This is a genomic window from Burkholderia sp. MSMB2157WGS, assembly GCF_001532755.1.
Classification (GTDB): Bacteria; Pseudomonadota; Gammaproteobacteria; order Burkholderiales; family Burkholderiaceae; genus Burkholderia.
The window spans coordinates 962,113-976,190 of record NZ_LPJG01000030.1; the positions used below are offsets into that span (position 1 = coordinate 962,113).

Annotated in this window: 10 protein-coding genes and 1 pseudogene; 9 read left to right on the forward strand and 2 right to left on the reverse strand. The window is 68.5% G+C overall.

Annotation, left to right across the window (positions count from 1 at the left end):
- Positions 1 to 417: 417 nt before the first annotated feature.
- Positions 418 to 1,377, forward strand: coding sequence for an LLM class oxidoreductase (locus tag WT53_RS22800; RefSeq protein ID WP_034205211.1), 960 nt, complete (start codon positions 418 to 420; stop codon positions 1,375 to 1,377).
- A 339-nt stretch (positions 1,378 to 1,716) separates the two neighbouring features.
- Positions 1,717 to 4,200 (forward strand): mechanosensitive ion channel family protein, encoded by a 2,484-nt coding sequence (locus WT53_RS22805; protein WP_034205212.1) that lies wholly within the window; start codon positions 1,717 to 1,719, stop codon positions 4,198 to 4,200.
- Positions 4,201 to 4,227: 27 nt separating this feature from the next.
- Here WT53_RS22805 and WT53_RS22810 read toward each other — a convergent pair whose 3' ends face one another.
- Positions 4,228 to 5,061 (reverse strand): CerR family C-terminal domain-containing protein, encoded by an 834-nt coding sequence (locus WT53_RS22810; RefSeq protein ID WP_034205213.1) that lies wholly within the window; start codon positions 5,059 to 5,061, stop codon positions 4,228 to 4,230.
- A 91-nt stretch (positions 5,062 to 5,152) separates the two neighbouring features.
- On the opposite strand from WT53_RS22810, the gene WT53_RS22815 reads away from it, so the two are divergent.
- The 6 genes from WT53_RS22815 to WT53_RS22840 all read left to right on the forward strand — a co-directional run bounded on the left by WT53_RS22815 (position 5,153) and on the right by WT53_RS22840 (position 12,357).
- A complete protein-coding gene (locus WT53_RS22815) occupies positions 5,153 to 6,277 on the forward strand; it encodes an HlyD family secretion protein (protein ID WP_034205214.1) in 1,125 nt (374 codons plus the stop codon).
- A complete protein-coding gene (locus WT53_RS22820; RefSeq protein WP_034205215.1) occupies positions 6,270 to 7,856 on the forward strand; it encodes an MDR family MFS transporter in 1,587 nt (528 codons plus the stop codon). The genes WT53_RS22815 and WT53_RS22820 overlap by 8 nt, the downstream gene beginning before the upstream one ends.
- 13 nt (positions 7,857 to 7,869) lie before the next feature.
- The gene (locus tag WT53_RS22825; protein ID WP_034205216.1) at positions 7,870 to 9,357 is read left to right on the forward strand and encodes an efflux transporter outer membrane subunit; all 1,488 of its coding nucleotides are present in this window, start codon (positions 7,870 to 7,872) and stop codon (positions 9,355 to 9,357) included.
- Between the two features lie 224 nt (positions 9,358 to 9,581).
- Positions 9,582 to 11,117: a catalase gene (locus tag WT53_RS22830; protein WP_060261655.1), complete on the forward strand. Its 1,536-nt coding sequence runs from the start codon at positions 9,582 to 9,584 to the stop codon at positions 11,115 to 11,117.
- A gap of 76 nt (positions 11,118 to 11,193) precedes the next feature.
- Positions 11,194 to 11,805, forward strand: coding sequence for an ankyrin repeat domain-containing protein (locus WT53_RS22835; protein ID WP_034205217.1), 612 nt, complete (start codon positions 11,194 to 11,196; stop codon positions 11,803 to 11,805).
- Between the two features lie 81 nt (positions 11,806 to 11,886).
- Positions 11,887 to 12,357 (forward strand): VirK family protein, encoded by a 471-nt coding sequence (locus WT53_RS22840; protein ID WP_034205218.1) that lies wholly within the window; start codon positions 11,887 to 11,889, stop codon positions 12,355 to 12,357.
- Between the two features lie 125 nt (positions 12,358 to 12,482).
- Here WT53_RS22840 and WT53_RS34210 read toward each other — a convergent pair.
- Positions 12,483 to 12,638 (reverse strand): annotated as a pseudogene (locus tag WT53_RS34210) (APH(3') family aminoglycoside O-phosphotransferase); the annotation flags it as partial.
- 281 nt (positions 12,639 to 12,919) lie between these two features.
- Between WT53_RS34210 and WT53_RS22845 the strand changes: the two are divergent.
- Positions 12,920 to 14,077 carry an efflux RND transporter periplasmic adaptor subunit gene (locus WT53_RS22845; RefSeq protein WP_034205219.1) on the forward strand — a complete coding sequence of 386 codons (1,158 nt, stop codon included), beginning with the start codon at positions 12,920 to 12,922 and terminating at the stop codon, positions 14,075 to 14,077.
- Position 14,078: the final 1 nt, after the last annotated feature.

The window sequence follows — 14,078 nt, forward strand, 5'->3', positions numbered from 1 at the left end:
GTCGGAAAGCGCGAACGTTTCGAAACTGAAACGCACCGCCGGCATCGTCGCGTCGTCGCTGTGCGCAGCGGCCGGCCGCCTGACGATCGCCGCGCGGCCGGTGTCGCGATCGGACGCGAGCGGCCGGCCTCGCCCGTTCCCGCCGCCCGCCACCGGCCGGCTGCACCCCGCACGCGCCGCATGTCCGATACGAAGCACCGGTTCGATATCGGCTCCCGCACGCCGGCCTGCCGCTGCGGTCGCGACGACCGCGCGCCGCAGTGCGTGGCGTCACGCCCGCGGCTCGCGCCGCTCAGCGCGACGCTGCGGGTCGGGTAGCGCGAGGCCTGGCCGTCCCGCTCGTGCATCGCGCAAACACGCTAGCATTCGAACACTGAACGCCGCGCATTCCCGCTGCCTCGCCGCCAAGGATTCGCCATGACCATCCCCACTCCCGCCCGCCCCGACATCGCGCATCGTGTGTTCTCGGCCGGACGGCTGTCGATCGGCCTCACGCTTCCGCTGCTTCGCAGCGGCCGCATCGTCGCGGACTTCAACGAACAGCTCGAACTCGCGGCGTTGGCCGATTCGCTCGGCTTTCGCGCGCTGTGGATTCGCGACGTGCCGCTGAACAGCGCCGACTATCCCGACCCGGTCGGCCACCTCGACCCGTGGGTATTGCTCGGCGCGCTGGCGTCGCGCACCCGCCGGATCGCGCTCGCCAGCGGCGCGATCGTGCTGCCGCTGCGTCATCCGCTGCATATCGCGAAAGGCGCGCTGTCGGTCGCGACGCTGTCGAGCGGGCGCTTCATCCTCGGGCTCGGCTCGGGCGACCGGCCGCCCGAATATGCGGCGTTCGGCGTCGACGCGGACACCCGACGCGACCGCTATCGCGCGCACTGGGACGTCGTCGCGGCCGCGCTCGGCGTGCCGTCGCGCGTGCTGCCCGACCACGCGCCGCCCGATGCGCCCGAATTCACGCTGCTGCCGCGCGGCGGCGACGCGGTGCCGATGCTCGCGGTCGGCTCGGGCGGACAGAGCGTCGACTGGATCGCCCGGCATGCGATCGGCTGGATGACGTATCACCGCGATCCGGATACGCAGCGTGCCCGCTATTCGATGTGGCGCGCGGCGGTCGACCGGCTCGCGTCGCCGGAATTTCGCGCATTCGGCGTATCGATGCGGCTCGATCTCGCCGCGCATCCCGATACGCCTGCCACCGCGCTGCCGCTCGGCTATGCAACCGGACGGCGCGCGCTGGTCGACATCCTGCATGAGATGCGCGCGGCGGGGACGCACCACGTCACGCTGAACCCTGGATCGGACCGACCCGTGCGCGACGTCATCGAGGAAATCGCCGAGCATGTCTTGCCGGTATTTCACGACGAGCCAGCCTGATTCATCAGGAATCCCAATTCATACGATGCGGTGCAAGCGTCGGTCGTGGCCGGACGAACGCCCGCGCAGCGGCGCAGCGGCGCATCGCCGATCTGCACCGGCACGCACGCGTTACAGACGCCTTACGGCCACGCAAGCAGGACGTTCCCGCCGATATCGGACGGACGGCAGCCGGCACACGGCTTGCGCGCATGCCCCGCCAACGCCCGCGCCGCATCATTCATGCCCGCTCGAATAGCCGGCGACGGAACTATTCGGTTCCGATCGCGATCATGTTAACTTCCGTCCATCATTCAGCCTCGCGGGCCGCGTGACGAGACGCACCCGCATGCCTACGCCATGCGCCATATCCTCCTCGGCTGGCTGCTCGCCGCCGTCGTCTCGGCCGCCCACGCGGCCGCTCCTGCCCCGGCCGCCGCGTCGGCCACCTCCGACGCCGCGCCCGCGCTGACGCCGCAAGAGGCGCGGCAGGCACTGAATGTGCTGGAAAACCCGCGCGAGCGCGCGCAGGTCGAAACGACGCTGCGCGCCATCGCAGCCGTCGGCGCATTGAGCGCGCCCGCCGTGCCGGCAAGCGCGGCGTCCGCGGCCAGCGGCGCATCGGCTGCCGCGGCACCGGCCGCGCTCACGTCGAACGGGCTCGCATCGATGCTCGTCCGCCAGGGATCGCGCTGGGCCGCGCAGATCGGCAACGCGCTGCAGGAATCGCTGCGCTCGCTGCTCGACATCGGTTCGGTGGGAAGCTGGTGGCACGACAAGCTCGCGCGCGCCGACCAGCGTGCGGACCTGACACGCACGCTCGGGATCCTCCTCGCGGTGCTTCTGCCAGCGCTCGTCGTCGAATGGCTCGCGAAGCGGCTGCTGCGACGCGCGCTGGCGACGGTGGCCGCGCGCCGCGCCGATGCATCGCGCGGCCCCACGCCCGATTCCGCCGCATCGGACGAGGATCACGCGCCGCCGCCCGACACGTCCACTCCGCCCGACACCGCGGCCGCCGACGCCGCGGATACCGACGCTGCGGACACCGCGCCCTCGCCCTCCCCCAGCCGGGGCCAGGCGCGCCGACACACCACTCTGCTGCACCGGATGCCGCGCGCACTCGTCAGTCTCGCGCTGCGCGCGGTGCCGCTGCTCGTGTTCGTCGGCGTCGCGAGCCTGACGATGTCGTTGCTCGTCGAGACAGATACGCCGATCGAATCCGCGCTCGAAGCATTGATCGACACCTACGTGATCTGCCGGCTCGTCACGATCGTCAGCCGGCTGTTCTTCCAGCCCGACGCGCGGCAGTTGCGGCTGCTGCATATCAGCGACGCATGGGCCGGGTTCGCGCAACGCTCGATCGCGCGGATCGTGATCGTGGTCGGCGCGTGCACGGCGGCCGTCGAGATCGCCGCGAACTTCGGCCTGACCGAAGCCGGCCATGTCGCGTTGCTGAAGGCCGTCGCGCTCGTCGGGCACGTGATGATCTCGGTGCTGATCCTGCGGTGTCGCCGGCCGGTCGCGGCACGGATCCGTGCCGCCGGCGCGGATCGTCCGACCTTCACGGTCGTCGGCAACGCGCTCGCCGACGCATGGGCGCCCGTCTCGGTCTTCATCGTGATGGCGCTGTGGTTCGTGTGGGCGCTCGACGTCCACAACGGCTACCGCGTGCTGATCACGCTCGGCGGCCGCTCGATCGCCGCGATGATCGCGATGCGGATGGTGTCGATCGTCGTGTTCGGCGCGCTCGCGCGGCTGTTCCAGCGCCGCGAGGACGACCGCACGCTCGTTCATCTGCACGCGTACCGCTACTACCCGCTGCTGCGCCGGATCGTGTCGGGCGCGCTCGGCATCGTGACCCTCTTGCTGCTGCTGCAGATCTGGGGCGTGCCGATCTTCCGCGCGTTCGAGACGGGCACGATCGGCCACCGGCTCGCCTCCGCGCTGGTGACGATCGCGATCGCGGCAATCGTCGCGCTCGTCGTGTGGGAAGCGGCCAACATCGCGATCGAGCGCCGCCTGCAACGCTGGACGCGCGAAGGCAACCTGGTGCGGGCCGCGCGGCTGCGCACGCTGCTGCCGATGCTGCGCTCGCTGCTGTTCGTGATGATCGCGCTCGTCGTCGTGCTGACGGGCCTCAGCGAACTCGGCGTGAACGTCGGCCCGCTGCTGGCCGGCGCCAGCATCTTCGGCGTCGCGCTCGGTTTCGGCTCGCAGAAGCTCGTGCAGGATTTCATCACCGGGATCTTCCTGCTGATGGAAAACGCGATGCAGGTCGGCGACTGGGTCACGCTCGCCGGCGTGTCGGGGACGGTCGAATACCTGTCGATCCGCACCGTGCGGCTGCGCGCCGGCGATGGGTCGCTGTACACGATCCCGTTCAGCTCGGTGACGACCGTCAACAATACGAATCGAGGGCTCGGCAACGCGGCGGTCAAGGTCAGCATCGCGTACGACGAGGACATCGACCGCGCGATCGCGACGCTGAAGGAAATCGGCGCCGCGTTGCGCGACGACCCGAAGTACCGCGACGGCATTCTGTCGGACTTCAGCTACTGGGGCATCGACCAGGTCGACGGCGCGGCGCTCGCGCTGGCCGGACAGATGCAATGCACGGACTCGGCGCGCTGGAGCGTGCAGCGCGAATTCAACCGGCGCATCGCGGAGACGTTTCGCGAACGCGGAATCCGGATCGCCAATCCGCAGCGCAGCGTCGTGGCCTATGCGGACGGATCGCGGCCGGTCGGCCACGATGAAAACGACCTGCGCGCCGATACGCGCAATGCCGCCGATACGGCAGCCCGGCCGCCGTCGCCCGACGCAGAGGCGCGCAAGCCGGATTGATCGTCGGGAGCACGTGACCTGCCGCGCTCAACGCGCGGCAGGCTTCTTCACGCGGGCCGTGCTTTTCGCGGCGGGAGGCGCCGCCACTCGCTTCGTCGCGCGCTTCGCCGCGGCACCCTGCCCGCGCTTCGGCGCGGATCCCGCATCGGCGGCCCCCGCATCGCGCTGCGCATGCCATTGCTCGAGCAGCACGCGCGTCTGGCCGGCGATCGTCTCGGTCACGAGCGCCGCGCGCGCGCCGTCGAACGCGTCCCATTCGAGCAACTGCAGCGCCGAACGCTGCGCGATGTGGAACACCGTGATCTGCCCGAACAGGCTCAGCGCGCGCAACCGCGTGACGGGATCGTCGACCGGCCGCCCCGTGATGCGGGCGATCAACTCGGCGCTCACGTCGTTCAGCGGCTTGCGCATGCGCTTCATCAGGATTTCGCTCGCGCTCGCCGGTTCCTGGCCGCCCTGCTCGCGCGCGAAGAACATCCGCTGGTTCATCGTCTTCGGCGCGGTGAACATCCGGTCCGACAACGCGCGCAGCAGCCCGATGAACGCATCGATCAGCGCGTCGACGCTCGCGTCGGCGTCGAGCATCGCCCGCGCATGGCCGACCGCCGGCGCGAACACCTGCCAGCCGTTCTCGGCGATCGTCTCGACGCACGCGCGGTACACGCCTTCCTTGTTCTCGAAGTAGTACTGGAGCGCCGGCGCGTTCACACCCGCCCTCGCGGCGATCTCGCGCGTCGACGCGCCCGCGAACCCGCGATCGCCGAACAGTTCGATCGCCGCCTCGATGATCCGCTGGCGCGTTTCGTCGCCGCGCGCGTAGCCGCCCGCCGACGTGCGGCGCAGCTTCTTCGCTTCGTTCATGCCTTCCTCGTCATTCGATCGATCGACATTCTACTTGACACAATTTTATCAACTGGAATAATTCTTCCACTTGGAATAAATTGGATCCCGCATGTCGACACCACAAGACCCGCCACAGAAAGCAGATCGTCAGGAAAACGGAACAACGCCGCGCAACGGCAACGGCGGAACGAAGCGACGCATCCTGCTCGCGGTCGCCGTGCTCGCGGCCGTCGGCGGCGCGGTGTGGCTCGGTCGCTGGTGGACGGTCGGCCGCTTCATCGAGAGCACCAACGATGCGTACCTGCAGGCGGACAGCATGACTGCCGCGCCGAAGGTCGCCGGCTACGTGACCGACGTCTACGTGCGCGACAACCAGCCCGTCAAGGCCGGCGATCCGCTCGTGCGGCTCGACGTCCGCCAGTACCAGGTGGCGCTCGCGCAGGCGCTGGCGACCGTCGACGCCCGCCGCGCCGATATCGCGCGCGCCGAAGCCGACATCAGCCAGCAGCGCGCGAATCTCGAACAGGCCGACGCACAGGCGAAGGTGTCACAAATCAACGCGCAGCACGCGAGCGACGAGTACGCGCGCTATGCGCCGCTCGCGGCGACCGGCGCCGAAACGCACGAACGCGTGGCCGACCTGAAAAGCACGCGCGACCAGGCGCGCGCGACGCTCGCCGCGAACGACGCGTCGATCGCCGCCGCCCGCACGCAGATCGCGTCGTTCACCGCGCAGCTCCAGCAGGCACGGGCGCAGCTCGAGGCCGCGCAGGCCAGCGCCGCCCAGGCGCAGCTCGACCTCGACAACACGATCGTGCGCAGCACGCTCGCAGGCCGCGTCGGCGACCGCACGGTGCGCGTCGGGCAATACGTGCAACCCGGCACGCGCCTGCTGACCGTCGTGCCGGTCGACTCGATCTATCTCGTCGCGAACTTCAAGGAAACGCAAATCGGCAACATGCGCGTCGGCCAGCCCGTCGAGCTGCATGTCGACGCGCTGCCGGACGGCCCGCTGTCCGGCGTCGTGGACAGCTTCGCGCCCGGCACCGGCGCGCAGTTCGCGCTGCTGCCGCCCGAGAACGCGACCGGCAATTTCACGAAGATCGTCCAGCGCGTGCCCGTGCGCATCCGTCTCGCCGCGAATGCCCGCGCGCAACGCATGCTGTTGCCCGGGCTGTCGGTGACGGTCGACGTCGATACGCGCTCGGCCCGCGACGAGCAGCATCATGGCTGATACGCCCGCCACGACACCCACGCCGCCGCACGAAGGCCGCGCGAGCGTGACCGACTGGATCGCGGTCGCGGCCGGTGCGCTCGGCGCGCTGATGGCGACGCTCGACATCTCGATCACGAACTCCGCGCTGCCGCAGATCCAGGGCGAAATCGGCGCGACCGGCACCGAAGGCACGTGGATCTCGACCGGCTACCTGATGTCGGAAATCGTGATGATCCCGCTCGCCGCATGGCTCACGCGCGTGTTCGGGCTGCGCAATTTCCTGCTGACGAACTCCGCGCTGTTCATCGCGTTCTCGATGATGTGCGGCTGGTCGCATTCGCTGCCGACGATGATCGCCGGCCGGATCGGCCAGGGCTTCACCGGCGGCGCGCTGATCCCGACCGCGCAGACGATCATCCGCACGCGCCTGCCGCTGTCGCAGTTGCCGGTCGGGATGACGATGTTCGGCCTGATCGTGCTGCTCGGGCCGTTGTTCGGCCCCGTGCTCGGCGGCTGGCTCGCGGAGAACGTGAACTGGAGCTGGTGCTTCTTCCTGAACCTGCCCGTCTGCCTGCTGCTGATGGCGCTGCTGGTGTTCGGCCTGCCGTCGGACCGCCCGCAATGGAGTGCGTTCTTCAACGCGGACTGGCTCGGTATCCTCGGCCTCGCGATCGGCCTGAGCTCGCTGACCGTCGTGCTCGAGGAAGGCCAGCGCGAACGCTGGTTCGAATCGCAGATGATCGTCACGCTGAGCATCGTGTCGTTGGTCGGGATGATCCTGATCGCGTTGTCGCAGCGCTTCGCGAAACGGCCGATCATGCGGCTGTCGCTGATGCGCAACCCGCGCTACGCGAGCGTGATCGTGATCGTGTCCGCGGTCGGCGCCGGGCTGTATGGCGTGTCCTACCTGCTGCCGCAGTTCCTCGCGATCGTCGCCGGCTACAACGCGGAACAGGCCGGCGCGATCATGCTGCTGTCGGGGCTGCCCGCCTTTCTCGTGATGCCGATCCTCCCGCGTCTGCTCGGCAAGGTCGATTTCCGCATTCTCGTGATCGCGGGGTTGCTGCTGTTCTGCCTGAGCTGCATGCTCGACATCGACCTGACCGCGCAGAGCGTCGGCCACGATTTCGTGTGGTCGCAACTGATCCGCGGCCTCGCGCAGATGCTCGCGATGATGCCGCTCAACCAGGCGTCGATGGCGGCCGTCGCGCGCGAAGACTCGGGCGATGCGGCCGGGCTCTACAACATGGCGCGCAACCTCGGCGGCTCGATCGGGCTCGCGATCATCGGCACCGTGATCGATCGGCGCACGACCTTCCATACGGCCGCGCTGCGCGAATCGGTGAGCGCGAACTCGCCGATCGGTCAGGATCGACTGTCGGCCTATGCGGCCAACTGGTTCGCGCACACCGGCGATCTCGCGTATTCGAACATGCGCGCGCTCGGCCAATTGGCACAGCAGATCCAGATCCAGGCCGTCGTGATGACCTATTCCGAAACCTTCTATCTGCTGGGCCTCGCGCTGCTCGCCTGCGTGCCGCTCGCGCTGCTGCTGAGAACGCCGCGCGGGCCGCAACCGATGTCGTCCGGCCATTGACCCGTCATACGCGATGAAACCCTTCTCCCTGCCCCGCCGCCCCGCGCTCACTCTGTGCGCGGCCGCGTGCCTGCTCGCCGGCTGCACGGTCGGCCCCGACTACCGCGGCGCGCCCGCCGCACCCGATGCACCGACCTTCGTGCGTGCGCCGGCCACCGGCGTCGACACAGAGGCGCCCGCGCCGAGCGCGTGGTGGCACGCACTGAACGATCGCCAGCTCGACGAGCTGATCACCGCGGCGCTCGTGTACAACCCCGATCTGCACGCCGCGCAGGCACGCTTGCGCGCGGCGCGCGCGCAGCTCTCGCAGCAGCGCGCGGCGCAGATGCCGAAATCGTCGGCCACCGTCGCGGCCATCCGCATGCGCGAACCGGACGTCGGCGCGCTCGGCTCGCTGCTGCCGTCGAACGGCTCGGGCCAGTCGGGCGACACGTCGCCGTCGCTCGGCGGCACGGGGCCGCTGCAACTCTATTCGGCGGGCTTCGACGCGACCTGGGAAATCGACTTGTTCGGCGGCACGCGCCGCGCGGTCGAAGCCGCTTCCGCGCAGGCCGAAGCCGTCGATGCCGATCTCGCCGACACGCAGGTGTCGATCGCGGCCGAAGTCGCGAATGCGTATGTCGACCTGCGCGACCAGCAGCAACGGCTCGCGTTGTCGCGGCGCACCGCGCAATTGCAGCAGCAGATGCTCGAACTCACGCAGCAGCGCCGCGCGCGCGGCGTCGCGGCCGATGCGGACATCGAGCGGCTGACGACGCAGGTCGAAAACACGCGCGCATCGCTGATCCCGCTCGATGCGCAGGTGACCGAATCGCTCGACCGCCTCGCGATCCTGACGGGCCGCGCGCCGGGCGCGCTCGACGCCGTGCTGTCGACGCCGGACGCAGCGTTGCCGACGCTGCCCGGCAGCGTCGCGATCGGCGATCCGGCCACGTTGCTGAAACAGCGCCCCGACATCCGCGCGGCCGAACGCCGGCTCGCGTCGAGTCATGCGCAGATCGGCGAGCACATCGCCGACTATTTCCCGAAAGTGACGTTGCTCGGCGATCTCGGTTTCAGCGCGACCGACCCCGGCCACCTGTTCCGCAAGCAGAATTTCACGTGGATCGGTGCGCCGTACCTGCAATGGAACATTCTCGACTTCGGACGAACGCGCGGCGCGGTACGTGCGGCCGAAGCATCGCGCGACGAAGCGGAAGCGAATTATCAGAAGGCCGTGCTCGGCGCATTACAGGATGCCAACACCGCGCTGCAGCGTTACGGGCATCAGCGCGAGCACGTCGTCGCGTTGACGAAGGTGCAGACGTCGGCCGTGCATTCGCGCGCGCTGATGGACCAGCGCTATCGCGCGGGCGTCGCGTCGATGATCGACCTGCTCGATACGCAACGCGAAGCGCTGTCCGCGCAGCAGAACGTGATCGCCGGGCAAGCCGAACTGATCAAGAACTACGTGTCGATACAAAAGAGCCTCGGGCTCGGATGGCAAACGAGCGCCGGTTGACGGCGCCGCCAGAAATCATGCACGACCGATACATCATGCGCGCCGCAACGACTCCTTGCGCGCGCAACGATACGGCTTCGTTTCGTGCACAACGGACGGTTCGCGCTGCATCGCCCCCACGGCTATCGAAAACATATCGAATATCAATTAGCCAATCGTCTGACGATCTCTTCTAATTCAGTCGGCTTCCCCACCACCGATCGGATTCAAGGAGTTCCATCGTCATGTCCTCATCCTCCCATCGCGTGCTGCGGCACGCAGTCGCCGCGATCTGCGTGGCGCTCTCCGCTGCCCCGCATGCCGCCGAACTCACGCGCGACACCGGCGCGCCCGTGGGCGACAACCAGAATTCGCAAACGGCGGGCCCCGCCGGCCCGGTGCTGCTGCAGGACTCCGCACTCATCGAGAAACTGCAGCGCTTCGATCGCGAGCGCATTCCGGAGCGCGTCGTGCATGCACGCGGCACCGGCGCATTCGGCGAGTTCGTGCCGAGCGCCGACATCTCCGACCTGACGAAAGCGAAGGTCTTCACGCCCGGCACCCGCACGCCCGTGTTCGTGCGCTTCTCCACCGTGATGGGCTATCGCGGCTCGCCCGAGCAGGCGCGCGACCCGCGCGGCTTCGCGGTGAAGTTCTATACGCAGCAGGGCAACTGGGACATGGTCGGCATCAACTGGCCGGTGTTCTTCATTCGCGACGGCATCAAGTTCCCCGACTTCGTGCATGCGAACAAACCGAGCGCGGTGACCGGCGTGCAGGATCCGAACCTCGCGTTCGACTTCTTCGCACACACGCCCGAAGCGACCCACATGCTGACGAGGCTGTACACGGACGAGGGCATGCCCGATTCGTATCGCCGCATGGACGGCTTCGCGGTGCACGCGTTCAAGTTCGTCAATGCGCAGGGCGACGTGCACTACGTGAAGTTCCACTGGAAGAGCCAGCAAGGCGTGCACGGCCTGCGCCCGCAGGAGATCCCCGCATCGATCGGCCGCGACTGGAACATGATGACGAACGACCTGTACGGCGCGCTGAAACAGGGCGATTTCCCGAAGTGGGATCTGTACGTGCAGGTGCTCGCGCCGAAGGACCTGAACCGCTTCGACTTCGACGCGCTCGACGATACGAAGGTGTGGACCGGCGTGCCCGAACGCAAGATCGGCACGATGACGCTCAACCGCGTGCCCGACAACTATTTCCAGTCGACCGAGGAATCGGCGTTCGCGCCGTCGCGGCTCGTGCCGGGGATCGAGCCGTCCGAAGACCGGATGCTGCAGGATCGCCTGTTCGCATACGCCGACACGCAGATGTACCGGCTCGGCGCGAACTACATGGATCTGCCGATCAACCGCCCGGTCGTGCCGGTCGTCAACAACAACCAGGACGGCAAGATGAATGCCGGCGACCGCAAGGGCGAGGTGAATTACGAACCGTCGACGCTGAATGAACTCGCGCAGGATCCGCAGTACAGGTCGGTCCGCACGGCGCTCAGCGGCACGACGCAGCAGGAGGCGATCCGCAAGAAGCTGCCGTTCCGTCAGGCGGGCGAGTACTACCGTAGCCTGTCGCAGCAGGACAAGGACGACCTCGTCACCGCACTGTCCGGCGATCTCGGCCAGGTGAAGAACGCGCACAACCAGTACGCGATGCTGTCGTACTTCTACAAGGCCGACGCCGATTACGGTACGCGTCTCGCGCAGGCCGTTCACGCGAACGTCCAGCAAGTGCAATCGCTCGCGGCGAAGCTGAGCGACGACTGATCCCGCGACGACGGTCGCTGCCGACGTGTGCGCTCGCACCGCGCACGTCGGCCGGCCACCTCATCAGGACATCCTCATGCGATCCGAACGCTTCACCCACGCGATCCGCGCGGCCGCGGCGGCGCTCGCGCTGGCCGCGCTCGCCGGTTGCGCGCATCTGCCCGACCGGCCTGCATACGGCAAGGCCGACCCTGCCGCGCTGCGCCGCTATGACGACGACTGGTTCGATGCCGCGCGCGTCGGCCGCGTCGATATCCTGCGCGCGTTGCACGACGCCGGCTATCCCCTCGACGCCACCGACAGCCACGGCTATACGGCCGTGATCCTCGCGTCGTACGACGGCCAGCCCGCGGCGCTCGACTACCTGTTGTCGGCCGGCGCCGATGCGTGCATTGGCGATCGCCACGGCAATACGGCGCTGATGGGCGCCCTCTTCAGGAACGAACCCGACATCGCGCGACGCCTGATCGACACACACTGCCCGATCGACCAGACGAACGGCGCCGGCGAAACCGCGCTCGGATTCGCGACGCTGTTCAACCGCTTCGAGCTGATTCCGCTGCTCGTCGCGCATGGCGCGAATCCGAACCATGTCGACCGGCGCGGCCAATCGCTGCTGCAACTCGCGCTGACGCACGACAACACGTATGCCGCGGACGCACTGCGGGATGTCGGCGCCAAACGGTAGTGCGACTACGAATCGACCGTCCGAACGATGCGGATGCACCGTGCTATCGTGCCGTTGGTTTCATCGCACGGAGACGGGAAAATGCTGAATCGCTTCGCCATTGTTCTGGTTGCTGCCGGCGCGACAACCAGTCTCGCTGCCGCCGCCGCGAGCACCCAACCGGACAGCGCCGATTCGTATCGTCAGTTGCGCACGCGGCTCTTTGCCGGTGCGACGGTCACCGCGATCTTTTCGCCGAACCAGTGCCAGCATGCGCAGCAGGCGGTCACCCCGGCAGCGGCGCCTACCGTGTCCGGCGGCTTCGCGATACGCGACTTCATGGAAGTCGGCGGCAATACGCTCGCGTTCGCCAACCAGCACCTCACCGTCCAGCCGAGCGGCGCGACCGTACTCGAGCTGATCCAGTATCGCGTGATGCAGGACGAAAGCGCGACGGTGACGGTACGCTCGCTTTCGCCCACCACGTACCAGCCCGTCGCGCCCGCGCAGGTTTTCCAGTGCACGCTCGGCGACGGCCTTCGTCTCGCGTACGCGTGGCGGGATCGCGACTGACGCCGGGACTTCGTAGCGAATGCGGAAATTCGCACGAAAACAGCAGGAGTACTACGGAATTCGGGTGACGTACGGCACGGGAAAATCGACCCGTGCGTCGTCCGAGCCCACGTTCCGACTCGACAAAACTCGTCGAGCAGACGATAGAACGCGATCCGCTCCGGATCGGGATGAGCGATCCCGTACCGCCTGAAGAAAGGCGCAGCCCATTCGCTGCCCGGGTCCGCTTCGATATCGCGCGATGCCTGCGCCGGATCCCGATAGCGATCGGCCAAGGCCAATGGCGCGCTCGTCGCCACGCACCGCTCTCGGCAGCATCCACGCGCGCCCCGCCGCCCACACGACGTCGACACGACGCCGGGCACCCGCGCACCCGGCAAGCCCGCCGTCCCCAACCAGCGTTCCGCCAAGCGCCGTCCGCCCCCCCGCCGCCATCGTTTTTCGGCGCCATTCGCCGCCTCCATCGAATCTCCATCTTTCCGCATCAAAGACGCCAACTACGCGCGTCAGACTCCGGTCCGTCAAAGCAGGCAGTGGGCTGCCTGCGCTTCCTGGAGTCGCTATGAAGAATCAGAAACGATGCTGCCACGGCGCCGTATGCGCGCTCGTGGCGGCAATGCTGGCGGGTTGCGGGCCGTCCGAACAGCAGGCCGCCGCGCCGGCCACACCGGTGGCGGCCATGACCGTGGCCGCCACGCGCGTCGACGTGACCGAAGACCTGCCGGGCCGCGTCGCGGCCGTGCGCGTGGCCGAGATCCGGCCGCAGGTGAGCGGCATCGTGCAACGCCGGCTGTTCGAACAAGGCACCGAAGTCCGTCCGGGCCAGCCGCTGTTCCAGATCAACCCGGCGCCGTTCAAGGCGGAGATGGACACGGCCGCCGCATCGCTGCAGCGCGCGCAGGCCGCACTCGAGCGCGCGAAGGTGCAGGCCGCGCGCTTCAAGCCGCTCGTCGAGGCCGATGCGATCAGCCGCCAGGTGTACGACGACGCCGTATCGCAACGCGACCAGGCCGCGGCCGACGTCGCGCAGGCCCGCGCGACGCTTGCGCGCCGCCAGCTCGACCTGAAATTCGCAACCGTGGAAGCGCCGATCGCCGGCCGCATCGACCAGGCGCTCGTGACCGAAGGTGCGCTCGTGTCGAGCAGCGACAGTCAGCCGATGGCGCGCATCCAGCAGATCGACCAGGTATACGTGGACGTGCGCCAGCCGGCCGCCTCGCTCGACGCGCTGCGCGGCGCGCTCGCGGCTCAACCGCAAGCGTCCGACGGCAACGGCCTGCCGGTCGACGTGCTGCGCGACGACGACACGCGCTACGACGTCAAGGGCCGCATGCTGTTTTCGGGCGTCAACGTCGATCCGGGCACCGGCGACGTGCTGCTGCGCGTGCTGGTCGACAACCCGAAGCGCCAGTTGCTGCCGGGCATGTACGTGCGTGCCCGCATTCCGCGCGCCCACTACGCGAACGCCGTGATGGTGCCGCAACAGGCCGTCGTGCGCGCCGGCGGCAAGCCGCAGGTATGGGTGCTCGACGCGAAGGGCAACGCGCATCTGAAGGCCGTCGAAGTCGGCGAGCTCACGAACCGCAGCTACCGCATCAAGTCGGGCCTGCAGGCCGGCCAGAAGATCGTCGTCGAAGGCATGGAACGCCTGACCGACGGCGCGCCGGCTGCCGCAACCGACTGGAAGTCGCCTGACGCGGCCGCCGCGTCCGCGCACTGAG